This is a genomic window from Streptomyces chryseus (genome assembly GCF_014650755.1).
Taxonomy (GTDB): domain Bacteria; phylum Actinomycetota; class Actinomycetes; order Streptomycetales; family Streptomycetaceae; genus Streptomyces; species Streptomyces chryseus.
Genome location: NZ_BMVO01000005.1, coordinates 97,923 through 120,193, shown reverse-complemented (window position 1 = coordinate 120,193; position 22,271 = coordinate 97,923). Strand labels below are relative to the sequence as shown.

Genomic DNA, 22,271 nt, shown 5'->3' with positions numbered 1-22,271 from the left:
GTCGACGAGAGGGGCCGCCAGTGCTGTTCGAGGTGTGGGCACCGAAGGCCGGTCAGGCAGAGCTCCGGCTGGACGGCACAACGCACGCCATGGAACGCGATCCGGCGCGGGACGGGTGGTGGACGGCGGACGCCGAGGCGGGCGAGGGGGCGCGGTACGGCTTCTCGCTGGACGGCGGCCCCGTCCTGCCCGACCCGCGCTCGCGCCGCCAGCCGGACGGCCCGGACGGTCCCAGTGCCGTCGTGGACCACAACGTCCATCAGTGGCGGACGCCTTGGGCCGGCGGCGTCCCGCTGGCGGGCGCGGTCCTCTACGAGCTGCACATCGGTACGTACACCCCCGAGGGCACCTTCGACGCCGCCGCCGCCCGGCTCGGCCATCTGGCGGAGCTGGGCGTCACCCATGTCGAGGTGATGCCCGTCTGCCCGTTCCCGGGAACGCACGGCTGGGGGTACGAGGGTGTGTCGCTGTGGGCCGTGCACGAACCGTACGGCGGCCCGGAAGGGCTCAAGCGCTTCGTCGACGCGGCGCACGCCCTCGGTCTCGGTGTGGTGCTCGACGTCGTCCACAACCACCTCGGCCCCTCCGGCAACTACCTGCCGATGTTCGGCCCGTACTTCACGGACACGCACCACACGCCCTGGGGATCGGCCGTCAACCTCGACGCCCCCGGTTCCGACGAGGTACGCGCGTACCTGCTCGGCAGCGCGCTCGCCTGGCTGCGCGACTACCGCGTCGACGGACTGCGGCTCGACGCGGTCCACGCCCTCGCCGACACCCGCGCGCTGACGTTCCTGGAGGAACTGTCGGCGGCCGTCGACACGCTCTCCGGCGAGGTGGGCAGGGCGCTCTTCCTGATCGCTGAGTCCGACCAGGGGGACCCGCGCACGACCGCTCCGCGCGAGTCGTGGGGGCTGGGTCTGCACGCGCAGTGGAACGACGATTTCCACCACGCCCTGCACACCGCCCTCACCGGCGAGTCCCAGGGGTACTACGCCGACTTCGCCCGCGCCCCGCTCGGCGCGCTCGCCAAGACGCTCACCCAGGTGTTCTTCCACGACGGTACGTTCTCGACGTTCCGGGGACGCGTTCACGGCCGTTCCGTGGACCGCACGAAAACCGCCGCGCACCGCTTCCTCGGTTACTCCCAGACGCACGACCAGGTCGGCAACAGAGCCCTGGGGGACCGGCTTTCCGCCACCCTCTCCCCCGGCCTGCTCGCGTGCGCCGCCACACTCGTCCTCACCGGCCCGTACGTCCCCATGCTGTTCATGGGCGAGGAGTGGGCGGCCCGCACCCCGTGGCAGTTCTTCACCGACCACACCGATCCGGAGCTGGCCCAGGCCGTACGCGAGGGCAGGCGGCGGGAGTTCGCGGCGCACGGATGGGCGGCGGAGGACATCCCGGACCCGCAGGACCCACGCACGAGGGAGCGTTCCTGCCTGGACTGGTCCGAGCCGGCGAACGAGCCGCACGCGCGCGTGCTGGCCTGGTACCGCGAGCTGATCGCCCTGCGCCGCGAACGGCCCGACCTCGCCGATCCGGACCTCGCGGCGGTCAAGGTCGCGTACGACGAGGGCGCGCGCTGGCTGGCGTACCGACGCGGCGACATCCGGGTCGCGGTGAACCTGTCGAAGGGACCCGTCACCATCGGCCTCGGCCGCAACGGCCTCAGCCGGGTCCTCGCGGCCTGGGAGCCGGTCGACGCGCCGGGCACCGACGGGCTGCTGCGCCTCCCGCCGGAGTCCGGCGTCGTACTCGGCCCGGTGGGCTGAACGACCCCGGCCCGGGGGCCGTCGGCCGCAACCGGCGGCCCCCGGGGCGCCTGCAGCGGCGAGGGAGCGGCGGTCAGTCGACGACGGCCAGCTCGCGGGGCGTCGTGTTGAGGCGTCGGCCGCCGTCCTCCGTGACGGTCACGATGTCCTCGATGCGCACGCCGAAGCGCCCCGGCAGGTAGATCCCCGGCTCGACGGAGAAGCACATGCCGGGTACGAGCGGCTGCCGCTCGCCCTCGATCATGTACGGCGGCTCGTGCGTGGTGACGCCGATGCCGTGCCCGGTGCGGTGGATGAAGTACTCGCCGTACCCGGCCTCGGTGATCACCGCGCGCGCCACCCGGTCCACCTCCTGGCAGGCGATCCCGGGCCGCACCGCCTCGAACGCCGCCTGCTGCGCCTCCCGTACGACGTCGTGGACGCGCTGTTCCTCGGCGGTCGGGTCGCCGACGTGGACGGTGCGGGAGGTGTCGGAGCCGTAGCCGTGCTTGAGGCCGCCGAAGTCGAGTACGACCATGTCGCCCCGCTCGATGACGCGCTCGCCCGCCTCGTGGTGCGGGTTGGCGCCGTTCGGGCCGCTGCCGACGACGGTGAAGTCGACCTGCTCGTGGCCGAACCGGGTGAGCAGACGGGCGAGTTCCGCCGCCACCTCGTTCTCCCGCCGCCCGGAGAAGCGGACGTTCAGAATCTCCTCGTACGTGGCGTCCGCCGCCGCGCCGGCCGCCTCCAGGCGCGCCAGTTCGGCCGCGTCCTTCACCGCCCGGAGCATGGGCAGGGCCGATGTCAGCGACACGTACGAGGTGCTCGGCAGGGTCTGCTGGAGGCCGAGCAGATGCAGCGCCCAGGTGTTGTCGCTGACCGCGAAGCGGCCGGCCACGTCGAGGAGCGGCGCGGCGACGGCGTACGGGTCCTTGCCGTCCGTCCAGTCCCGCAGCGTCAGTGCCGGGGCGCCGGGGGCGTGCTCGGCGTCCGGCGCCTCCAGGGTGGGCACGACGAGCACGGGCTCCTGGTCGGCGGACAGCACCAGCAGCGTGAGGCGTTCGGTGGCCGCCGGGGGCTGGTAGCCGGTGAGGTGGACCAGGTCGGGGCCCGGTGCGACGAGTACGCCGTCCAGACCGGCGTCGGCGGCGGCCCGGGCCGCCCGGTCCATCCGGGCGCGGTAGTCCTCGGCGGTGAAGGGCGCGGGGGCGGACGCGGGAGGCGCGGACGCGGGGACCGGCCCTGAGGGCTGCGGGGCGGGGGGCCGGGGGCCGGACGGCTGAGGACCGGAGGGCTGAGCGGCGGGAGGACGAGAGGCGGAGGACATGGCCTCATCCTGCCCGGGGCCCGGTGTCCTCGCGAGCCGGTTTCGAGGCGGTTATCGGGCGAGTGCGACGACGAGGTCGGCGCGGTGCCGTCCGGCCGCGACCAGGCGGGCGTTGGCCTCGTCCGACCGGTGCACGAAACGCTCGGCGGCCGCGCGGGGCTTGCCGAACCGTTCGTGCCGGTCGACGAGACGGCGTACCCGCTCGTCCTGGTCGAGCTCCAGGTACCAGGCCTCGTCGAGCAGGTCCCGTACGCCCGCCCAGGGCCCCTCGTCGAGCAGCAGGTAGTTGCCCTCGGTGACCACGAGGGGTACGTCCGCCGGGCCCGGCACCGCGATGCTGCCGGCCACGGGCTCCTCGATCGCCCGGTCGAAGGCGGGCGCGTAGACGGCGGCGCCCGGCGGCTGCGGGGTGCGCAGCCTGGTCAGCAGGGCGGCGTAGCCGGCCGCGTCGAAGGTGTCGGGGGCGCCCTTGCGCTCCGTACGCCCGAGGCGCTCCAGCTCGGCTCCGGCGAGGTGGAAGCCGTCCATGGGGACGAGTACGGCGAGTCCGTCGAGGCGGTCGACGAGTTGCGCGGCGAGGGTGGACTTGCCCGCCCCGGGCGGCCCCGCGATGCCGAGCACGCGGCGGCGGCCGGGGACGACGAGGCGGCGGGCGCGGTCGACGAGGCGGTGCGGTTCCATGAGGGCATTGTGGCCTCGGGAGACCCGGGTCGGGCGGCGTGCGGTAGGAAGAGGCCATGCAGCACATCACTCTCGTCACCCTCGTCGTCCGTGACTACGACGAAGCCGTCGCCTTCTACACCGGCGCGCTCGGCTTCGACCTGGCCGAGGACTCCGACCGGGGCGACGGCTCCCGCTGGGTCGTCGTCCGCCCGCCCGGCTCCGCCGACGGCACGGGGCTGCTGCTGGCGCGCGCGAAGGACGACGAGCAGCTCGCGCGGGTCGGCGGCCAGACGGGCGGGCGGGTCGGCTTCTTCCTGCACACCGACGACTTCGCGCGCGACCACGCCCGGATGACGGCGGCGGGCGTCCGCTTCCTGGAGGAGCCGCGCCACGAGCCGTACGGCTCGGTCGCGGTCTTCGAGGACCTGTACGGCAACCGCTGGGACCTTCTCCAGCCCGCCTGAGGTTCTGCCCGGCCCGGACGGGCAACAGGGGGCACGGACGCCGGACAGCCGGCCGCGCTGGGTATCACCGAGGTGACCGGCCCGTACGACGTCCGCCGCTTCCACCACCGGAGCCGCCTCATGCATGACGACCGAAGCATCGTCGAACACCGCCTGCGCCGCGTCCTCGCCGAGCGCCTCAAGCCCGCCGTCCGTTCCCGGTCGTTGCCGCTGACCGTCGGGATGTGGGAGGTCCCGGGCGAGCCCGTGCCGGTCGCCGAGGGCCTGTCCGCCGTGTACGGGCCGGCCGCCCCGGGGCAGCCGTGGGGCCCGGCGTGGGGCACCACGTGGTTCCGGGTCGCGGGCCGGGTGCCGGACGAGTGGCGGGGGCGCGCCGTCGAGGCCGTCGTCGACCTGGGTTTCGACCGGCGGATGCCGGGCTTCCAGTGCGAGGGGCTGGTCTACCTCCCGGACGGACAGGCCGTGAAAGGCCTGAACCCGTTCAACGACTGGGTGCCGGTCGCCGACCCGGCCCGGGGCGGCGAGGAGGTGCTGCTGTACGTCGAGGCCGCCGCCAATCCGGTGCTGGCCGGCCAGACGCCGACGTACGAGGGAGACCGGCTGACCTCGTCCGCCGAACCGCTGTACCGCGTCGGGCGGACGGACCTGGTGGTCGTCGAGACCGAGGTCTGGGAGCTGGTGCAGGACCTGGAGGTGTTGGGGTCGCTGATGCCCGAGCTGGCGGAGGGCGACGCGCGGCGCTGGGAGATCCTGCGCGCGGTCGAACGCGCGCTGGACGCCGTCGACCTGGCCGACGTCGCCGGTACGGCCGCCCGCGCCCGCGCGGAGCTGACCGGCGTCCTCGCCTCGCCCGCGAACGCGTCCGCGCATCGCGTCAGCGCGGTCGGGCACGCGCACATCGACTCGGCGTGGCTGTGGCCGCTGCGCGAGACGGTACGGAAGGTGGCCCGTACCTGCTCCAACGTGGTGGCCCTGATGGACACCCACCCGGAGTTCGTCTTCGCGATGTCGCAGGCGCAGCAGCTCGCCTGGATCAAGGATCAGCGGCCCGATGTCTTCGCGAAGGTGAAGAAGAAGGTCGAGGACGGCCAGTTCGTTCCGGTCGGCGGCATGTGGGTGGAGTCGGACACCAACATGGTGGGCGGGGAGGCGATGGCCCGTCAGTTCCTGTACGGGAAGAAGTTCTTCCTGGACGAGTTCGGCGTGGAGACCGAGGAGGTCTGGCTGCCGGACTCCTTCGGCTACACGGCGGCGATGCCGCAGCTCGTCAGGTTGTCGGGCATGAAGTGGTTCCTGACGCAGAAGATCTCGTGGAGCCAGTCCAACACCTTCCCGCACCACACCTTCTGGTGGGAGGGCATCGACGGGACGCGGGTCTTCACTCACTTCCCTCCCGTCGACACGTACAACAGCGATCTCGGCGGCGCGCAGATCGCGCACGCGGCCCGCAACTACCGGGAGAAGGGCCGGGCCTCGCGCTCGCTGGTGCCCTTCGGGTGGGGCGACGGCGGCGGGGGCCCCACGCGCGAGATGCTCGCGCGGGCCGAGCGGCTGCGGGACCTGGAGGGCTCCGCGAGGGTGGTGGTCGAGAAGCCGTCCGCCTTCTTCGCGAAAGCACAGGCCGAGTACCCGGACGCGCCGGTGTGGGCGGGCGAGCCGTACCTGGAGCTGCACCGGGGCACCTACACCTCGCAGGCCAGGACCAAGCAGGGCAACCGGCACAGCGAGTCGCTGCTGCGGGAGGCGGAGCTGTGGTCGGCGACGGCGGCGGTGCGGGTGGCCGGCCACGCCTATCCGTACGAGGACCTGGAGCGGATCTGGAAGACGGTCCTGCTGCACCAGTTCCACGACATCCTGCCGGGCTCGTCGATCGCGTGGGTGCACCGGGAGGCGCGGGAGACGTACGCGCGGGTGCGGGCGGAGCTGGAGGAGCTCATCTCGGCCGCGCAGGAGGCGCTGGCGGGCGCGGGGTCGTCGGAGCTGACCTTCAACGCGGCGCCGCACGAACGCCGCACGGTTCCGGCGGGCGGAGCGGCGGTCGTCCCGCCCCGTACGTCGCCCCCGGTCACGGCGGTGAGCCGCGAGGCCGGCGGGTACGTCCTCACCAACGGCCTGCTGCGGATCGTCGTCGACGCGCGCGGGCTGGTGGTCTCGGCGTACGACATCGGGGCGGGCCGGGAGGCGGTGGCGCCCGGCGGGGCGGCCAACCTGCTCCAGATCCATCCCGACTTCCCGAACAGGTGGGACGCGTGGGACATCGACGCGTTCTACCGCCACACCGTGACCGACCTGGTGGACGCCGACCGTGTCACCCTCACCGAGTCGGGGGACGAGCGGGCGGTGGTGACGGTGGAGCGCTCCTTCGGCGCCTCGACCGCCGTACAGCGCCTCGTCCTGCGGTCGGGCGCGAAGGTGCTGGACATCGAGACGGACATCGACTGGCACGAGACCGAGAAGCTCCTGAAGGCGGCGTTCCCGCTCGACGTGAAGGCCGACAGGTCGGCCGCCGAGACACAGTTCGGGCACGTGTTCCGGGCCACGCACACCAACACGTCGTGGGAGGCGGCCAAGTTCGAGATCTGCGCGCACCGGTGGATCCAGGTGGAGGAGCCGGGGTGGGGGGCGGCGCTCGTCAACGACTCGACGTACGGCCACGACGTGACCCGTACCGTGCGGGAGGACGGCGGCCAGACCACGACCGTCCGCCTCTCCCTCCTGCGCGCACCGCGCTACCCGGATCCGGCCACCGACCAGGGTGCCCACCGGCTGCGGTTCGCGCTGGCGCCGGGGGCGACGGTGGTCGACGCGGTGCGCGAGGGGCACTGGGCCAACCTGCCGGAGCGTACGGTCGCGGGCTCCGGCGCCCCGGTCGAGCCGCTGGTCGTGTCGGGTGACGAGCGGGTGGTCGTGGAGGCGGTGAAGCTGGCGGAGGACCGTGGCGGTGACGTGGTCGTGCGCCTCTACGAGGCGTCCGGCGGGCGCGCGTCGACCACGCTCGCGCTCGGCTTCCCGGTCGCTTCCGTCACGGCGACGGACCTGCTGGAGCGCCCCCTGGCGGACGCGCCGGCGTACGAACCGGGGCCGGACGGCACCCTGGGGCTGACGCTGCGCCCGTTCCAGATCCTGACGCTGCGGATGGTCCGGGGCGTGTAGGGAGCGGCGGGCCGGGGGCGGGCCGGGGCCGGCGGAGCTCCCGGTCCTGCCGTGGCGCCGCCACGGGCCCGCGTCACCCCTGAGCCCCGTCCAGGGCCCCCGTCAGCCGACCCAGGAGCTGCTGGAGGCCGAGGATCTCCTCGACCGAGAGGCCGGTCGCGGCGAGGATCCGGCGGGGCACGGGCAGGGCCCGCTCGCGCAGCTCCGCCCCCTCGTCGGTGAGGTGGACCGTCACCGAGCGTTCGTCCTCGGGGCTGCGCTCGCGTCGCACCAGGCCGGCCGCCTCCAGCCGCTTGAGCAGCGGGGAGAGCGTTCCGGAGTCGAGCCGCAGCTGCTCGCCGATCGCCTTGACAGGCTGCGGGCCGTGCTCCCAGAGCACCAGCATGGCCAGGTACTGGGGGTACGTGAGCCCGAGGTCCTTGAGCGCGTCGCGGTAGACGCCGCCGAAGGCGCGGGAGGCCGCGTGCAGCGAGAAGCAGACCTGGTGGTCGAGGCGGAGCAGCTCCGCGTCGGACACGGAGGGACTGACCGGGCCGGTGGTGGGCGGGGGCGTGGGCGTCATGGGTCCAGCGTACCGCTCGCCCCCTATTCAGTTGTGCACAACTTGATTGTGTGCCACTCTTAGGGCCTCAGTCGAGAGAGAGGCACCCCATGAACGCGCTGTACACCGCTGTCGCCACCGCCAACGGCCGCGAGGGCCGCACCGTCAGCTCCGACGGCCAGATCGACCTCGCCCTCGCCATGCCCCCGGCCCTCGGTGGCAACGGTCAGGGCACCAACCCCGAGCAGCTCTTCGCCGCCGGGTACGCCGCCTGCTTCGCCAGCGCGATGGGCCAGGTCGCCCGCCAGATGAAGGTCGACACCAAGGACGTGTCGGTCACCGCCGAGGTCTCCATCGGCAAGGACGACACCGGTTTCGGCCTCGCCGTCGTGATGCGCGTGGAGCTGCCGGACACCCTGGCGGGCGAGACGGGCCGGCAGCTCGTCGAGGCGACCCACGCCTACTGCCCGTACTCCAAGGCCACCAAGGGCAACATCGAGGTCGAGCTCGTCGTCGAGTAAGGCCTCACCTGATCCGCCCGTGCGCGTACGCTGCGTCAGCGTACGCGCACGTTTTGTGTGCACGGCTCGTGACCGACTGTAATCCTGGACGGGTTGGAGTGCGGTACGGGGCGGGTGCGCGAGAGGCAGGCGAACGTGGTGGACGGCACGGGCGTTGGCGAGGGTACGGGCGGCGGGGAGCCGGAGTGCTCGGACAGCATGAAGACCTTCGGGGCGGTGGTGCAGGCCCTGCGTGAGCACGCGGGGCTCAGCCGGGACGAGTTCGCTCCGCTGGTGCGGTTCTCCAAGCACACGGTGGCGTCGATCGAACTCGGGCGTCGCATGCCGGACCAGGCGTTCGTGGAGCGGGCGGAGGAGGCCCTGGGGAACACCGGTGCGCTGCGGCGGTCCGCGCGGCATCTGTCGCGGCAGCCGGGGCTGGCGGCTTGGTTCCGGCAGTGGGCGCGGCTGGAGGCGGAGGCGATCAGCCTCTACACGTACGAATGCCGGTTGATCCCGGGGCTGCTGCAGACGGAGGCGTACGCGCGGACGTTGTTCGTCAACCAGCTTCCGCCACTCGGTGACGAGCAGATCGAGGCGCAGTTGGCAGCACGAACAGAACGTCAGCGGCTACTGCGGGAGCGGCCGAACACTTCGTACAGCTTCATCCTCGAAGAGCACCTGTTCCTGCGCCGCACCGGTGGGACGGCGGTCACTCTTGAGCTCATCGACCACGTCCTCGACCTTGCCGAGCTGAGGAACATCGAGATCCAGATCATGCCGCAGGTGCGGGAAAGCCACGCGGGTCTGCACGGTCCCATGCGACTGCTGGAGACACCGGACAACAGGTGGTTCGGCTATTCCGAGGGGCAGGAAAGTGGCCAGTTCATCTCCGACGCGAAAGTGGTCAGCACGCTCAAGATGCGGTATGCCAGGATGCGTTCACAGGCTCTCTCCCTGGAGGACTCTCTGAGCCTGTTGCGGCGGACGCGAGGAGCAGCAGCATGAGCACCACTGAACTGGTCTGGTTCAAGAGCAGCTACAGCAGCGGATCCGGCGACGACTGCGTCGAAGTCGCCGCCTGCCCCGGCACCGTCCACGTCCGGGACTCCAAGGACAAGCAGGGCCCCCAGCTCGCCCTCTCCCCCGCCGCCTGGACCGGTTTCGTCTCGTACGCCGCCCAGGACGCCTGGGACGCCTGACCGTTACGCCGACGCCTTCCTTCACGCCGGGCGGGTCAGTCCTCGTCGGGGGTCAGCCTCAGCGAGATCGAGTTGATGCAGTAGCGCTGGTCCGTCGGGGTCGGGTACCCCTCGCCCTCGAAGACGTGGCCGAGGTGCGAGCCGCACCGGGCGCAGCGGACCTCCGTGCGGACCATGCCGTGGGAACTGTCCGCGATCAGCTCGACGGCGTCCGTGTCCTTCGGGTCGTAGAACGACGGCCAGCCGCAGTGCGACTCGAACTTCGTGTCGGAGCGGAACAGTTCCGCCCCGCAGGCACGGCAGGAGTAGACCCCGGTCGTCCTGGTGTCCGTGTACTCACCGACGAAGGCCGGTTCCGTGCCGGCCTGGCGCAGGACGGCGTACTCCGCGGGGGTCAGTTCCGCGCGCCACTGCTCGTCGGGCTTCTCGACGTCGTACGACATGGGGGCTCCCTCAGTTCGACAGGCGGGCCAGGATCTGCGGACCGAGGTCCGTCACGTCGCCCGCGCCCATCGTGAGAACGAGATCACCCTGCTTGGCCATTCCCGCGATCACTTCGGGGACCGTCGCCTTGTCGGCGACCGGCGTCACGTCGGCGCCGGCCGTGCGGGCCGCGTCGATGATCAGGGCGCTGGTGATGCCGGGGATCGGGTCCTCGCGGGCCGGGTAGATGTCGAGGACCACCGAGGCGTCCGCGAGGGCCAGGGCCTGGCCCATCTCGGCGCCCAGCTCCTGCGTGCGGGAGAAGAGGTGCGGCTGGAAGACGACGAGCAGGCGCGCGTCCGCGGCCGCGCCGCGCATCGCTGCGAGGTCGGCGGTCATCTCGGTCGGGTGGTGGGCGTACGAGTCGATGACCTGGACGCCGTTCACCTCGCCCTTGAGCTGGAGGCGGCGCTTGACGCCGGTGTACTTGCCGAGGGCCGACGCGAGGTTGTGCGCCGGGATGCCGAGGGCCACGCCCGCGGCCAGCGCCGCGACGGCGTTGTGGGCGTAGTGGCTGCCGGGGACGGAGACGGTGAAGGTCAGGTAGCGGCCGTCGAGGAGGACGGTGACCTCGCTGGTCAGGCCGCGCGGGGTGATCTTGTGGACGCGTACGTCGGCCGTGGGGGAGTCGCCGTACGTGACGATCTTGAGGGTGGAGAGGTCGCGCAGGCGGGACGTCAGTTCTACGGCGCCGGCCTGGTCCGCGGAGATGACGAGGGTGCCGCCGGGGACGACCTTGCCGACGAACGTCTCGAAGGAGTCGTAGATCTCGTCCATCGAGGCGTAGTTCGCGTGGTGGTCCAGCTCGACGTTGAGGACGATGGCGACCTCGGGGTCGTACTTCTGGAAGCTGCGGTCGCTCTCGTCCGCCTCGGCGACGAAGATGTCCCCCTCGCCGTGGCGGGCGTTCGTGCCCGGGCCCTCCAGGTCGCCGCCGATGGCGTACGACGGGTCGAGGCCGAGCTCGGTCAGGGCCACGGCCAGCATCGAGGTGGTGGTCGTCTTGCCGTGCGTGCCGGCGACGGCGATGGCCCGCAGGCCGCCCATCAGCGAGGCGAGGGCGTCGGAGCGGTGCACGACGGGGACGCCCAGCTCGGCGGCGCGGACCAGCTCGGGGTTGTCGTCGCGGATGGCGCTGGAGACGACGACGCAGGTCGAGTCGTCGGCCAGGTGTGCGGCGGCGTGGCCGATGTGGACCGTGGCGCCCAGCGCGCGCAGGGACTCGGCGGTCGCGGACTCGCGCGAGTCGCTGCCCGCGACCCGCGCGCCGCGCTGGGCGAGGATCTTCGCGATCCCCGACATTCCGGCGCCGCCGATGCCGATGAAGTGCGGTCGGTCCATGGCGGTGGGAAGGCCGGGTGCCATGCGTTGTCTCCCAAGGTGTGACGTCTGAGCGGTGTCCCAGCCTATTCGTTGTGGGCGAAGAGCTTGAGCACCGGTACGCCGACCTTGTGGCGGGCGCGGGACGCCCAGTCCCGGTGGAAGAACTCCTCGACGTAGTGCGGCGCGGTCAGGACGATCACTTCGTCGGCGCCCGTCTCGGACACGACGGACGTGAGGAGGTCCAGCGGGTGGTCCTCGATGACCTGGCCGACGGCCTCGCTGCCGCGCGCCCGCAGCGCCTCCAGGGTCACCTCCAGGCCGCGCTGCGCCAGCGGCTTCGCCTCCTCGCCGCGGGGCTCCTCGCCCTCCCGTACGGCTTCGTCGACCTGGCCGAGCGCCACGTCGTCGATGGCGCGCAGGAGTACGTCCGCCTGGTCGCCGCGGGGCTGCATCAGGACGACGAAGGAGACGCCCTCGTCACCGTGAAGGGTGCTGACGAACTCCACGTCGACGGACGACAGGGGCTTCTCGATCATCAATACGCTCGTGAACACGACGGGCGCCCTTCTCTTCTTCCGTGGGCCGGCGCTTCTGCGTGGCGCCGGCCCCTGCGGAAACCATCCTTCCCCGTGCCCGCACGGGGTCTGCGTGAGACACGTGTGCCCCGCGAAAGCTAAGCGGAACAGTGAATTCCGCTGCCGGTCAGATCCGACGGTACTGGGTGAAAAGGAACCCGGCCTCCTCCAGCACGGACGCCAGTGCGAATTTTTCCGGGACCGTCACGCCGGGCCCGTCGGCGATCCGCTGGGCGCGGCCCGCGGTGAGCACGGGCGACACGGTCAGGCACAGCTCGTCCAGCGCGCCGGCCGTGATGAACTGCGCGAGCAGCCGCGGCCCGCCCTCGGTCAGCAACCGGGTGAGCCCCCGCTCCGCCAGCGCCGCCACCGCCCGCGACGGCTCCACCGCGGCCCCGTCCCCGACGACCAGCACCTGCGCCCCGGCCTCCCGGGCCGCCCGGACGCGCTCGACGGGCGCCGCGGCGCCGGTCAGGACGAGGGTCGGGACGAGGGGCGAGGCAAAGAGCGGAAGAGAGAAGTCCAGGTTCAGGCTCGCGCTGACCACGGCGATCGCCGGGGCCGGGCCCTGGCCCGCCGCCGCCCTGCGCTCCGCGAAGGCCTCGCGCGCGCGGGCCGGACGGTAGCCCTCCAGCCGTACCGTTTCCGCGCCGACGATCACCACGTCGGCCAGCGCCCGCAGCGTGCCGAAGATCCGCATGTCGGTGTCGGAGGAGATCGGCTGCGAGCGGCCCTCGTGCTGGGCGGCCCCGTCGAGGGAGGAGACCATGTTGGCCCGCAGCCACGCTCCCGACGCCCCGCGCTCCTTCGGGTACGCGTAGGCCTCGGCCAGCGCGTCGAGCTCCCACTCGCCGTCGGCGGCGGAGAGTGTTTCTTCGGTCACAGGGAACAGGCGTCGCATGTCGAGCAGTGTGGCACGGCGCCTAGACTTGAGCCCCGTGTCGTCCTCCACCGCCGCTCATGGGTCCGCGCCCATAACCGAAGCGGCCCCCCTGTCCCTGTGCGCACGCGAGCCGCACGTTCCCGCCGACCGTCTGGTCGCCGAGATGGTGCCGCCGCCGCGCTTCGACGCGGTGCGCTTCGATACGTACGTACCGGACCCGAACCAGCCGAGCCAGAGCGAGGCGGTCCGCGTGCTGAGCACCTTCGCGGCCGGTCTCGGCGGGGCGTCGGCGGCCGGCGGGGGCAAGCGGCGCTGGTTCGACTTCGGGAAGAAGCCGGCCGCGCCCGCCGCGCCGCTCGGCGTGTACCTCGACGGCGGGTACGGCGTGGGCAAGACGCACCTGCTCGCGTCCCTCTGGCACGCCACCCCGGCCCCCCGTGAGCTCAAGGCCTTCGGCACCTTCGTGGAGCTGACGAACCTGGTCGGCGCGCTGGGCTTCCAGCAGACCGTGCAGACGCTGAGCGGGCACCGCCTGCTGTGCATCGACGAGTTCGAGCTCGACGACCCGGGCGACACCGTGCTGGTGTCCTCGCTGCTGCGCAGGCTCGTCGAGGCGGGCGTCGCCCTCGCCGCCACCTCCAACACGCTGCCCGGCAAGCTCGGCGAGGGCCGCTTCGCCGCCGTCGACTTCCTGCGCGAGATCCAGGGCCTGTCGGCCCACTTCCGGCCGCTGCGCATCGACGGCGAAGACTACCGCCACCGGGGGCTGCCCGAGGCCCCCGCGCCGTACTCCGACGAGCAGGTCACCAAGGCGGCGTACGCCACCGGTGGCGCCAGCCTCGACGACTTCCCCCACCTGCTCGACCACCTCGCCAAGGTCCACCCGAGCCGCTACGGCGCGCTCACGGACGGGGTCCGGGCCGTCTGCCTCACCGATGTGCGCCCGGTGCCCGACCAGTCGACGGCGCTGCGGCTCGTCGTCCTCGCCGACCGGCTGTACGACCGGGAGGTGCCGGTGCTGGCCTCCGGACTGCCGTTCGACCGGCTGTTCAGTGACGACATGCTGAACGGCGGCTACCGGAAGAAGTACTTCCGGGCGATCTCCCGGCTGACGGCGCTGGCGCGCGACGCGAAGGGGCTTGTCGCGCAGTAGGTTGGCCCTGGATCACCGTCCGCGAGAAGGGCTTCAGACATGGCTGCAACGCGTCAGGCACACACCGTCTGGGAAGGCGACCTGTTCAAGGGCACGGGCACCGTGACCTTCGACTCGTCCGGCATCGGCGAGTACGCCGTCTCCTGGCCGGCCCGTACGGAGGAGGCGAACGGGAAGACCAGCCCGGAGGAGCTGATCGCCGCCGCCCAGTCGAGCTGCTACAACATGGCGTTCTCCAACGTCCTCGCCAAGGCCGGCACCCCTCCGACCCGCCTGAACACCAAGGCCGAGGTCACGTTCGTGCCGGGCGAGGGCATCACCCGGATCCACCTCACCGTGCAGGGCGAGGTGGACGGCATGGACGAGGCGGCGTTCGTCAAGGCGGCCGAGGAGGGCAAGGCGAACTGCCCGGTCAGTCAGGCCCTGGCGGGTACGACGATCACGCTGAGCGCGTCCCTCGTCTGACCTGGGGCGTACGCGTCGGGCTGACGCGCCGCACGAGGTGGTGTGGCCCGCATGGTTCACGTGAGATCACTTGCGTGCTACACACGTGCGGGTCACGTTTCCTGTCCGCCAGCAGGGAGAAACCTCATGTCTGAAACAGCCTCGTCGTCCGCGTCGCGCCGTCAGGTCCTGGCCCGCGCGGGCGCCCTGGGCGTCGGTGTCGCGTTCGCCGGCTCGGTGTCGGAGATCTTCGCCGGAACGGCCGCCGCCCAGGGACTGGGCCGCCGCGGTTACGGCCCGCTCGTGCCCGACCCGGACGGCCTCCTCGATCTGCCCGAGGGCTTCCACTACACGGTCCTCTCCCGGGAGGGCGCCCCCCTGCGCTCGGGCGAGGGAAACGTTCCTTCCAACCCCGATGGCATGGGCGCCTTCCGAGGCCGGCACGGCAGCGTCCACCTCGTCCGCAACCACGAGAACCGCCACAACGCGAAGCGGGGCGTGCCGACGGTGCAGGGCCTGACGTACGACCCGGCCGCGAAGGGCGGCTGTACGGCCATCGCCCTGGACGGGCGCGACAACGTCCTCGGCGAGCGCGTCGCCATCGCCGGTACGGCCGTCAACTGCGCGGGCGGGCCCACCCCGTGGAACACCTGGCTCACCTGCGAGGAGAACGAGGACAGGGCCGGCACCAACGGCTACACCAAGGACCACGGCTTCATCTTCGAGGTCGACCCCGTCGACCCGCGCCGCACGGGCGCCGTCCCGCTCACCGCGATGGGCCGCTTCCAGCACGAGGCGATCGCCGTGGACCCGCGCAGCGGCATCGTGTACGAGACGGAGGACGCGTTCCAAAAGCCCTTCGGCCTCTTCTACCGTTTCCTCCCCGAGAAGCCGCTGGGCGGCACCGGTTCGCTGCGCGCGGGCGGCGCGCTGGAGGCGATGCGGGTGCCGGGCCTGCCCGACCTCTCGGCGGTCCAGGAGACCGGCGCGAGCTTCGGCGGCGTCGAGTGGGTGCCCGTACCCGACCCGCTGGCCCAGGAGACGCCCGTCCGGCTCCAGGACTTCGGCCCCAAGGGCATCACGCACGCGCAGAAGCTGGAGGGCTGCTACTGGGGCGACCGGGCCGTGTACTTCGTCTCCAGCTTCGCCCGCAGCGCGGAGGGCTCGGCGGCCGACCACTTCGGGCAGGTGTGGAAGTACGAGCCGCACCGGCGGCGTCTGACACTGGTCGTCGTCTTCGGCCCGAGCACGGACATCCAGCTGCCGGGCGAGTCGCCCGACAACATCTGCCTGGCCCCGCGCGGTGGCCTGATGGTGTGCGAGGACGGCAACGGCGCGCAGCACGTGTACGGGCTGACGAAGCACGGCGAGGTGTACGCGATGGCGCGCGGCCGGCAGAACATCGGCACACCGGACGCACCGGAGTGGGGCGAGTTCGCGGGCGTCACCTTCTCCCCGGACTGCGGGACGATGTACGTGAACTGCTACACGCCGGGCACGACCTTCGCGGTGAGGGGCCCGTTCCACCGCTGAGTCGCGTACCGGGGGGCGGGCCGCACGGGCCCGCTCCCTGTGCCGGCGCGGGCTACCGGGCGACCGCCCCCGGTCCCAGGATCTGCCGGGTGGAGCCGGAATCGACGACCCGGCCCGCGGACAGGACGAGCAGGTTCTCGGTGCGGCTCGCGACCAGGCGCAGGTCGTGGCTGATGAGGACCAGGGACAGACCGCGGCTCTCCCGCAGGTCTTCGAGCAGGTCCATGACCGCGTCGGCGGTCCGGTCGTCGAGCGCCGAGGTCACCTCGTCGCAGACCAGCACGTCGGGGTCGGCCGCCAGCGCGCGGGCGATGGACGCGCGCTGGCGCTGGCCGCCGGAGAGTTCGTGCGGGTAGCGGTCCGCGAAGCCGGCGGGCAGGCCGACCTGTTCCAGGAGTTCCAGGACGCGCGCGGGGGCCTCGCGGCGGCCGGCGCGCCGGTGCAGGCGCAGCGGGCGGCCGAGCGTCTCGCCCACGGTGCGGCTGGGGTTGAGCGTGCCCAGCGGGTCCTGCGGGACGAGCTGGAGGCGGCGGCGCTGCTCACGGGTGCGGCCGTGGGCGGCGGGGGCCAGGCGTACGCCGTCGAGGGTGACCGCGCCGCCGGTGGGGCGGTGGAGACCGACGACGGCGCGCACGAGGGTGGTCTTGCCCGATCCGGAGGCGCCGACGATGCCGGTACTGGCTCCGGCGGCGACGGTGAGGCCGATGTCGTGGAGGACCGGGACGGCGCGCCCGCGCCGCGCGAACGCCGCGTGCAGGCCGGACACCGTAAGCCTCGGTTCGCCTACGGGCAGCTCGCGGGGCCCGGCCGCGCGGGGGGCGGCCAGGAGCGCGGCGGCCGGTGGCGCGGCCGGGGCCCGGGACAGGTCGGTGACGTCGTCCGCCAGCCGGGCCACCAGGTCCGTGTCGTGGCACGACAGGGCGACGGCCAGCCGGTGGTGGGCGGCCAGGTGCCGCAGCAGTTCGGCGATCTCGTCGCGCAGTCGCGGGTCGAGTCCGGCGGTCGGCTCGTCGAGGAGCAGTACGGCGGGCCGCCTGGCCAGCGCCCTGGCCAGGGCGACGCGGCGCTGCTGACCTCCGGAGAGCTCCGTGGCCCGGCGCCCCATGAACCCGTCGTCCGTGGGCAGTTGTACTTCGGCGAGCAGTGCGCGCACCGCGTCGGGGCTCCGGTCGACGGCGACTTCGGCGAGCAGCCGGCGCACCTTCATGCGCGGGTTGAGGCCGGAGCCGGGGTCCTGGCCGAGGTAGGCGACGCGGTGGCGGCGCAGGGCGCGCAGCGGGGCCGGGGCGAGGGACAGGACGTCCTGCCCGAGGAGCTCCACCCGGCCGCCGGTGCGCCGCGCGCCCGGTGGCAGTACGCCGGCCACGGCCCGCAGCAGCGTCGTCTTGCCGCAGCCGGACGGGCCGGTGAGGGCGGTGACGCGGCCGGGGCGTATCTCCAGGCTGCCGCCGTCCAGGAGCAGACGGCCGTCCGGTGCGGCGACGGTCAGGCCGGTCACCCGCACCGCCTGCCCGGAGCCGGGGACCTGCCCCTCGGGGTACCACTGGGGCATGTGGTTCACAGTGCGGTCACCGCTTTCCTGCCGGGCTGCGGAACGAGCGCCGAGGCCGCGAGGTTGACGCTCATGGCGAGGAGGCCGATGGCGATGCTGGGGGCCAGGACCGCCCAGGGGTTGAGGACGATCCCGCCGGCGTTCTCACGGATCATCAGCGCCCAGTCGGCGGCGGGCGGCTGGGGGCCGACCTGGAGGAATCCCGCGGTGGCGACGATGTAGACGGCGGCGACGAAGCGCAGTCCGAAGAGCGCGAGCAGGGTGGCGCGCAGGTTGGGCAGGACTTCGCGTACGACGAGATGCCACAGCCGTTCGCCGCCGACGGCGGCGGCCTCGACGTAGCCGGAGGCGGCGACGGGGGCCGCCGCGCCGGACACCAGCCGTACCGCGTACGGCACGCCCATGACCACGGCCGCGGCGATCACCGCGTACCGGCCGCCGCCGGGCCAGGACAGCGCGATGAGGAGGATGCCGAGCACGGCGGGCAGCAGCATGAGGACGTCGGCGGCGCGTTCGACCACGCGGCCGACGGCCGGGCGCAGGGCGCCGACCGTGCCGAGCAGCGCGGCGGCGGCGGTGACGAGTACGGCGACGAGGAGCGAGGTCGCGATGAGTTCACGCCCGCCCGCGAGGAGGCGGCTGAGCACGTCGCGGCCGAGCTGGTCGCCGCCCAGCGGGGCCCCGCCGCCCGGTTCGGCGTACGGAGCGGTCACCGGGGCGTCGATGGCGTGCGGGGCGAGCCACGGCCCGACGGCGGCGAGGGCGACGAGCAGCAGCGCGGGCAGGACGCGCGGGACGACCCCCTCGCGGGGCCGCCACCGGGCGGACGCCGCGAGGCGCACGGGCGCCGCTTCGGGCGCCGGGCGGCCGCTGGCAGCGTCGTGAGCCCCCTCTCCCGAGGGGGTGCGGCCGGTCGTGGCCGGTGGTTCGTGGGCGGTCATGTGCGGCCTCCGGACGCCCGGGCGCGTACGAGATCGGCGAGCAGCAGTACCCCGGTGATGACGGCTCCCGTGACGGCGACGACCCCGGCGATGACGGGGCTGTCCCGGTCGGTGACCGCGCCGGCCAGCACCGAGCCGATGCCGGGGTAGTTGAAGATGGTCTCCACCACGACGGCGCCGCCCAAGAGCATGCCGGTCGAGGTGGCGATGCCGGCGGCGATGGTGGGCAGGGCGCCGGGCAGCAGGTGGTGGGTGAAGACGCGGTGGCGGGGCAGTCCGTCGATGACGGCGGTCTCCACGTGCGGGGCCTTGGCCTCGTCGGCCAGGGCGGCGCGCACGATGCGGGTGTTCCAGCCGATCTGCGGGATCGCCAGGGCCAGTACCGGCAGGACGAGCATCTGCCAGGAGGCGGGCGATCCGTCGGCGTCGGTGAGGGTGACGGCGGGCAGCCAGCCGGTCCACAGGGCGAAGACCAGGACGAGCGCCACCGCGACGACGAACTCGGGGAGCGCGAGGACGCCGGTGGCCGTCGCGGAGACCGCCCGGTCCACGCCGCCGCCCGGCTTCAGGGCCGCCCAGCAGCCCAGGGCGACCGAGACGGCGAGGGTGACGAGCAGGGCGAGTCCGCCGAGGAGCAGGGTGTTGGGGAACGGCCGGGAGAGCAGGTCCGCGACGGACTCGCCGCGGGCGGACGTGCCGAGGTCGCCGGAGGGCAGACCGGTCATCCAGTCGGCGAACCGGCCGGCGACCGGGCGGTCCAGGCCCAGCAGTTCGCGCCGCCGCGCCAGGTCGGCCGCGCTCTCCCCGCGCTCGGACGTCGCGTTGGCGGCGTCGCCCGGCAGCAGTTCGACGGCGGCGAAGACGGCGGCGAGCAGTACGGCGAGCAGCAGCGCCCGGCGGGCGAGCAGCGCCAGCAGCCCGCCCAGCCGCCGCGCCCCGGCCGGCACGGCCCGGGCAGGCCGGGGCGGTTTCGCCTCCGGGCCGGCCGCGGGCCGCCGCGTCGCCGTACCGCTCAACGGGCCAGCCATGCCCGCTCGAGCTGTACGCGTCCGTAGCCGGGCAGGGTCGGCAGGCCGCGCACCGGGGCCGCGGCGAGGTCGATGCCGTCGGCCACGCCCCACAGCAGGTATCCGGAGGCGTCGTGCTCGATCCGCTGGAGGTCGCCCAGCGCCTCGGCCCGCGCGGCGGCGTCCTTGGTGGCGGTGACCTTCCGGTACGCCGCGTCGAACTCGGCGTTGTCCCAGGCGGCCTCGTTCTGGGCGGAGTCGGAGACCATCGTCTTGCTGGCGAGGAAGACGACGGAGTCGTTGGTGCCCCAGTACGTCGTGTAGAGGTCGCCCTTGAGCCAGGTCTTGTCCCAGAAGGTGGCGGACTCCTGCTTGACGACCTCGATCCGTACTCCGGCCTCGCGGACCTGGGTGGCGAAGAGCGTGGCGGACTCGGCGAGGCCGGAGATGTCCTCGGTGGTCAGCAGCTTGTACGTCGTGGAGGTGTCGAAGCCGGCCTCCTTCAGCAGCTTCCTGGCCCTGGCCAGATCGCGCTCGCGCTGCGGGATGTCCTTCGCGTAGGCGGGGTCGCCGGTGCCGAGGATGTCGTTGCCGACCTTGCCGTAGCCGGACAGCACCTGCTCGACCATGGCTTCGCGGTCCACGGCCAGCTTCAGCGCCTCGCGCACCTTGGGGTCGGCGAAGGGGCCGGACTCCGTGCGCATGACGATGGGCATCGCCATGTCGTCGGGGCGGCGCACGATCTGGATGTCCTCGCGCTTCTCGGCCGTACGGGCGGCGACCGCGCCGACGTTGGAGGCGACGTCGATCTGCCCGGCGAGCAGGGCGTTGGACATGGCCTGCGGGGACTCGAAGATCTTGACCTCGACGGCGTCGAGGAGGACTTCGCCGCCGTGCCAGTCGCCGTTGCGCACGAGCCGGGCGTTGCCGGAGCGGAACCAGTCCAGCTTGAACGGGCCGGTGCCCGGGGCCTTCGCGATGTCCTTGTCCTTCGTGCCCTTGGGGAGGACGAAGGTGGTCAGGCGCAGGAGCAGGGGCAGTTCGGCGTTGGCGTAGTCGGAGACCAGGACGACGGTGCGGTCGCCCTCGGCCTTGATGCCGGCGGCCTTGATGCCGGGCAGCCGGGAGGGGCCGGACGGGGTGGCGCGCAGCCGGCGCAGCGACCAGACGACGTCCTCGGCGGTGACCGGGGTGCCGTCGTGGAAGGTGGCGCCCTCGGCGAGCGTGAAGCGCCAGGTCTTCAGGTCGTCCGACGCCTTCCAGCCGGTGGCCAGGCGCGGGGCGGTGTTGTCCTTGGCGCCGGGGGCCGTCAGCGTGTCGTGGACGAGCGAGATGACGAGGTAGTCGCTCTCGTTGGCCTGGGTGCCGTGCGGGTCGCGGGTGATGGCCCCGGCCCGGCCGAGGGCGCCGACCCTGAGCGTGCCGCCCTTTCTGGGCTTGGCGTCCGCTCCGGCGGAATCGGTGGACGTACCGCCGGTCCCCGAGCAGGCGGCGAGGAGTGCCGTCGTGACTGTCGCTCCCCCGGCCAACAGCACTTGGCGCCTGTTCATTTCCACGTACGTCCTCGATCCACTCAGACATGAAATGCTCTTAGGCTTGCCTACCCTAATGAGCCATGCCGCCGCAACCCCACCCACCCGCTCAACTGCCTTGTTGGTCACGGGACTTGCAAACTCGATCAGATTGAGCCATGACCGAAAGTAAGGTTTGCCTTACCTTACTTAAGTGCTACGTTCGGGCCGTCCCTGACTCCCACGGAAACGGACGACTTCGTCATGAGCACGGCAGCCGCACCTGTCCGCCAGCTCGACGCCCACTCGGTGGGCGAACTCCACCGGGCCGCGGCGAAAGTCCTCGCCGAATGCGGCACCTCCGCCACCTCCGGCCCCCTGCTGCGGCTGGTGGCCCAGCAGGCCGCCGCGTTCAGCGACACCCTGCGCCACCACTGCCGCCCCGTCGACACCGCCGACGGCCTGTTCGTCCTGCGCGGTCTCGAAGTCGACGACGCGGCGATCGGCCCCACCCCCGCCGACTGGTCGAGCGCCGACGGCAGCGGCGCCCTGCACGACATCGAACTGCTGCTGCTCGCCGCCGTGATGGGCCGCCCCCTCGCCTGGGAGGGCCAGCAGGAGGGCCGGTTCGTCCACAACATCGTGCCCTCCCCCGGCCACGAGACCGAGCAGACCGGCGCCAGCAGCACGGTGCTCCTCAGCCCGCACACCGAGGACGCCTTCCATCCCGGCCGCGCCCACCTGCTGATGCTCGGCTGCATGCGCAACCACGACCGCATCGCCACCACCGCCGCGAGCGTCCGCAGGATCCGCCTGTCCGACGCGGACGTCGACGTCCTGACCCGGCCCGCGCTGCCGATCCTCCCCGACGACGCCTACACCGACGCCCAGGGCTACGCCGCCGAGGCGCCCCCGCCCGTACCGGCCCTCTACGCCTGCGACGAGGGGATGACGCTGCGCTTCGACCCGGCGTACACGCCGCTGGAGAACGCCGACGCCGAGTACCGGGCGGCGTACGGCCGGCTGGAGGAGGAGCTGGCCCGCGTCTCGGTCGCCGTCAGCCTCGCGCCGGGCGAGGTCCTGGTCGTCGACAACGACCTGGTCGTGCACGGCCGCGTGCCGTTCGTGCCCCGCTACGACGGCGCCGACCGGTGGCTCAAGCGCGCCTCCGTCCGCGTCCCGGGCCGCCGCACGCGCCCGCCGGCCGAGGCCCGCGAGCACGGCTACGGACAGGCCGCCGTCGAAGCGCCCGCCGCCTGAAC

Annotated in this window: 21 protein-coding genes; 10 read left to right on the top strand and 11 right to left on the bottom strand. The window is 72.9% G+C overall.

Annotated features, from left to right (window positions below; translation table 11 throughout):
• The first annotated feature begins 20 nt into the window (after positions 1 to 20).
• Positions 21 to 1,775 (top strand): malto-oligosyltrehalose trehalohydrolase, encoded by a 1,755-nt coding sequence (gene treZ / locus IE185_RS11210; protein WP_138894559.1) that lies wholly within the window; start codon positions 21 to 23, stop codon positions 1,773 to 1,775.
• A 73-nt stretch (positions 1,776 to 1,848) separates the two neighbouring features.
• On the opposite strand, the gene IE185_RS11205 is transcribed toward treZ, so the two are convergent.
• Positions 1,849 to 2,925 carry an aminopeptidase P family protein gene (locus IE185_RS11205; protein WP_229843455.1) on the bottom strand — a complete coding sequence of 359 codons (1,077 nt, stop codon included), beginning with the start codon at positions 2,923 to 2,925 and terminating at the stop codon, positions 1,849 to 1,851.
• A 207-nt stretch (positions 2,926 to 3,132) separates the two neighbouring features.
• On the bottom strand, positions 3,133 to 3,762 hold the full coding sequence (locus IE185_RS11200; protein WP_138898548.1) for a nucleoside/nucleotide kinase family protein: 630 nt from the start codon (positions 3,760 to 3,762) through the stop codon (positions 3,133 to 3,135).
• Between the two features lie 56 nt (positions 3,763 to 3,818).
• On the opposite strand from IE185_RS11200, the gene IE185_RS11195 reads away from it, so the two are divergent.
• Positions 3,819 to 4,208 carry a VOC family protein gene (locus tag IE185_RS11195; protein ID WP_138898549.1) on the top strand — a complete coding sequence of 130 codons (390 nt, stop codon included), beginning with the start codon at positions 3,819 to 3,821 and terminating at the stop codon, positions 4,206 to 4,208.
• A gap of 120 nt (positions 4,209 to 4,328) precedes the next feature.
• A complete protein-coding gene (locus IE185_RS11190) occupies positions 4,329 to 7,361 on the top strand; it encodes an alpha-mannosidase (RefSeq protein WP_138898550.1) in 3,033 nt (1,010 codons plus the stop codon).
• Between the two features lie 73 nt (positions 7,362 to 7,434).
• Here IE185_RS11190 and IE185_RS11185 read toward each other — a convergent pair whose 3' ends face one another.
• Positions 7,435 to 7,923: a MarR family winged helix-turn-helix transcriptional regulator gene (locus IE185_RS11185; protein ID WP_138906596.1), complete on the bottom strand. Its 489-nt coding sequence runs from the start codon at positions 7,921 to 7,923 to the stop codon at positions 7,435 to 7,437.
• An 89-nt stretch (positions 7,924 to 8,012) separates the two neighbouring features.
• Between IE185_RS11185 and IE185_RS11180 the strand changes: the two genes are divergently transcribed.
• From IE185_RS11180 to IE185_RS11170, 3 genes are all read left to right on the top strand, one after another.
• A complete protein-coding gene (locus IE185_RS11180) occupies positions 8,013 to 8,423 on the top strand; it encodes an organic hydroperoxide resistance protein (protein ID WP_138895330.1) in 411 nt (136 codons plus the stop codon).
• 198 nt (positions 8,424 to 8,621) lie between these two features.
• Complete coding sequence (locus IE185_RS11175; protein WP_138895333.1) at positions 8,622 to 9,410, top strand: helix-turn-helix domain-containing protein; 789 nt, start codon at positions 8,622 to 8,624, stop codon at positions 9,408 to 9,410.
• A complete protein-coding gene (locus IE185_RS11170; RefSeq protein WP_138895329.1) occupies positions 9,407 to 9,604 on the top strand; it encodes a DUF397 domain-containing protein in 198 nt (65 codons plus the stop codon). Before IE185_RS11175 ends, IE185_RS11170 begins: the two co-directional genes overlap by 4 nt.
• 35 nt (positions 9,605 to 9,639) lie before the next feature.
• On the opposite strand, the gene msrB is transcribed toward IE185_RS11170, so the two are convergent.
• The 4 genes from msrB to IE185_RS11150 all read right to left on the bottom strand — a co-directional run bounded on the left by msrB (position 9,640) and on the right by IE185_RS11150 (position 12,886).
• Positions 9,640 to 10,047, bottom strand: coding sequence for a peptide-methionine (R)-S-oxide reductase MsrB (gene msrB / locus IE185_RS11165; RefSeq protein ID WP_138895328.1), 408 nt, complete (start codon positions 10,045 to 10,047; stop codon positions 9,640 to 9,642).
• Between the two features lie 10 nt (positions 10,048 to 10,057).
• Positions 10,058 to 11,452, bottom strand: coding sequence for a UDP-N-acetylmuramate--L-alanine ligase (murC, locus tag IE185_RS11160; RefSeq protein ID WP_138895327.1), 1,395 nt, complete (start codon positions 11,450 to 11,452; stop codon positions 10,058 to 10,060).
• Between the two features lie 41 nt (positions 11,453 to 11,493).
• Complete coding sequence (locus IE185_RS11155; RefSeq protein WP_189715077.1) at positions 11,494 to 11,946, bottom strand: indole-3-glycerol phosphate synthase; 453 nt, start codon at positions 11,944 to 11,946, stop codon at positions 11,494 to 11,496.
• A gap of 166 nt (positions 11,947 to 12,112) precedes the next feature.
• Complete coding sequence (locus tag IE185_RS11150) at positions 12,113 to 12,886, bottom strand: pyrimidine reductase family protein (protein WP_138895325.1); 774 nt, start codon at positions 12,884 to 12,886, stop codon at positions 12,113 to 12,115.
• Positions 12,887 to 12,923: 37 nt separating this feature from the next.
• On the opposite strand from IE185_RS11150, the gene zapE reads away from it, so the two are divergent.
• From zapE to IE185_RS11135, 3 genes are all read left to right on the top strand, one after another.
• Positions 12,924 to 14,021 (top strand): cell division protein ZapE, encoded by a 1,098-nt coding sequence (zapE, locus tag IE185_RS11145; protein ID WP_138895324.1) that lies wholly within the window; start codon positions 12,924 to 12,926, stop codon positions 14,019 to 14,021.
• 39 nt (positions 14,022 to 14,060) lie between these two features.
• Complete coding sequence (locus tag IE185_RS11140) at positions 14,061 to 14,486, top strand: OsmC family protein (RefSeq protein WP_138895323.1); 426 nt, start codon at positions 14,061 to 14,063, stop codon at positions 14,484 to 14,486.
• 126 nt (positions 14,487 to 14,612) lie between these two features.
• Positions 14,613 to 15,998 (top strand): alkaline phosphatase PhoX, encoded by a 1,386-nt coding sequence (locus IE185_RS11135; protein ID WP_138895322.1) that lies wholly within the window; start codon positions 14,613 to 14,615, stop codon positions 15,996 to 15,998.
• Between the two features lie 52 nt (positions 15,999 to 16,050).
• Here the strand turns inward: IE185_RS11135 and IE185_RS11130 are convergent, their stop codons facing one another.
• Genes IE185_RS11130 through IE185_RS11115 form a run of 4 tightly spaced genes read right to left on the bottom strand, consistent with a single transcriptional unit; the run spans position 16,051 to position 21,048 of the window.
• A complete protein-coding gene (locus IE185_RS11130) occupies positions 16,051 to 17,550 on the bottom strand; it encodes an ABC transporter ATP-binding protein (RefSeq protein ID WP_308432747.1) in 1,500 nt (499 codons plus the stop codon).
• A gap of 5 nt (positions 17,551 to 17,555) precedes the next feature.
• Positions 17,556 to 18,491 carry an ABC transporter permease gene (locus IE185_RS11125; protein ID WP_229843444.1) on the bottom strand — a complete coding sequence of 312 codons (936 nt, stop codon included), beginning with the start codon at positions 18,489 to 18,491 and terminating at the stop codon, positions 17,556 to 17,558.
• Positions 18,488 to 19,519: an ABC transporter permease gene (locus IE185_RS11120; RefSeq protein ID WP_138895320.1), complete on the bottom strand. Its 1,032-nt coding sequence runs from the start codon at positions 19,517 to 19,519 to the stop codon at positions 18,488 to 18,490. The genes IE185_RS11125 and IE185_RS11120 overlap by 4 nt, the downstream gene beginning before the upstream one ends.
• On the bottom strand, positions 19,504 to 21,048 hold the full coding sequence (locus tag IE185_RS11115) for an ABC transporter substrate-binding protein (RefSeq protein WP_138895319.1): 1,545 nt from the start codon (positions 21,046 to 21,048) through the stop codon (positions 19,504 to 19,506). Before IE185_RS11115 ends, IE185_RS11120 begins: the two co-directional genes overlap by 16 nt.
• A gap of 225 nt (positions 21,049 to 21,273) precedes the next feature.
• Here IE185_RS11115 and IE185_RS11110 point away from each other — a divergent pair, with 225 nt between their 5' ends.
• Positions 21,274 to 22,269 carry a TauD/TfdA family dioxygenase gene (locus IE185_RS11110; RefSeq protein WP_138895318.1) on the top strand — a complete coding sequence of 332 codons (996 nt, stop codon included), beginning with the start codon at positions 21,274 to 21,276 and terminating at the stop codon, positions 22,267 to 22,269.
• Positions 22,270 to 22,271: the final 2 nt, after the last annotated feature.

Coding starts and splice junctions, on each gene's coding strand:
- IE185_RS11135 (WP_138895322.1), top strand. CDS start 14,613: ATGTCTGAAACAGCCTCGTCGTCCGCGTCGCGCCGTCAGGTCCTGGCC.
- murC (WP_138895327.1), bottom strand. CDS start 11,452: ATGGCACCCGGCCTTCCCACCGCCATGGACCGACCGCACTTCATCGGC.
- IE185_RS11170 (WP_138895329.1), top strand. CDS start 9,407: ATGAGCACCACTGAACTGGTCTGGTTCAAGAGCAGCTACAGCAGCGGA.
- IE185_RS11110 (WP_138895318.1), top strand. CDS start 21,274: ATGAGCACGGCAGCCGCACCTGTCCGCCAGCTCGACGCCCACTCGGTG.
- IE185_RS11115 (WP_138895319.1), bottom strand. CDS start 21,048: ATGAACAGGCGCCAAGTGCTGTTGGCCGGGGGAGCGACAGTCACGACG.
- IE185_RS11130 (WP_308432747.1), bottom strand. CDS start 17,550: ATGCCCCAGTGGTACCCCGAGGGGCAGGTCCCCGGCTCCGGGCAGGCG.
- IE185_RS11155 (WP_189715077.1), bottom strand. CDS start 11,946: ATGATCGAGAAGCCCCTGTCGTCCGTCGACGTGGAGTTCGTCAGCACC.
- IE185_RS11120 (WP_138895320.1), bottom strand. CDS start 19,519: ATGGCTGGCCCGTTGAGCGGTACGGCGACGCGGCGGCCCGCGGCCGGC.
- IE185_RS11175 (WP_138895333.1), top strand. CDS start 8,622: ATGAAGACCTTCGGGGCGGTGGTGCAGGCCCTGCGTGAGCACGCGGGG.
- IE185_RS11140 (WP_138895323.1), top strand. CDS start 14,061: ATGGCTGCAACGCGTCAGGCACACACCGTCTGGGAAGGCGACCTGTTC.
- IE185_RS11190 (WP_138898550.1), top strand. CDS start 4,329: ATGCATGACGACCGAAGCATCGTCGAACACCGCCTGCGCCGCGTCCTC.
- IE185_RS11150 (WP_138895325.1), bottom strand. CDS start 12,886: ATGCGACGCCTGTTCCCTGTGACCGAAGAAACACTCTCCGCCGCCGAC.
- msrB (WP_138895328.1), bottom strand. CDS start 10,047: ATGTCGTACGACGTCGAGAAGCCCGACGAGCAGTGGCGCGCGGAACTG.
- IE185_RS11185 (WP_138906596.1), bottom strand. CDS start 7,923: ATGACGCCCACGCCCCCGCCCACCACCGGCCCGGTCAGTCCCTCCGTG.
- IE185_RS11195 (WP_138898549.1), top strand. CDS start 3,819: ATGCAGCACATCACTCTCGTCACCCTCGTCGTCCGTGACTACGACGAA.
- IE185_RS11200 (WP_138898548.1), bottom strand. CDS start 3,762: ATGGAACCGCACCGCCTCGTCGACCGCGCCCGCCGCCTCGTCGTCCCC.
- IE185_RS11180 (WP_138895330.1), top strand. CDS start 8,013: ATGAACGCGCTGTACACCGCTGTCGCCACCGCCAACGGCCGCGAGGGC.
- IE185_RS11205 (WP_229843455.1), bottom strand. CDS start 2,925: ATGGACCGGGCGGCCCGGGCCGCCGCCGACGCCGGTCTGGACGGCGTA.
- IE185_RS11125 (WP_229843444.1), bottom strand. CDS start 18,491: ATGACCGCCCACGAACCACCGGCCACGACCGGCCGCACCCCCTCGGGA.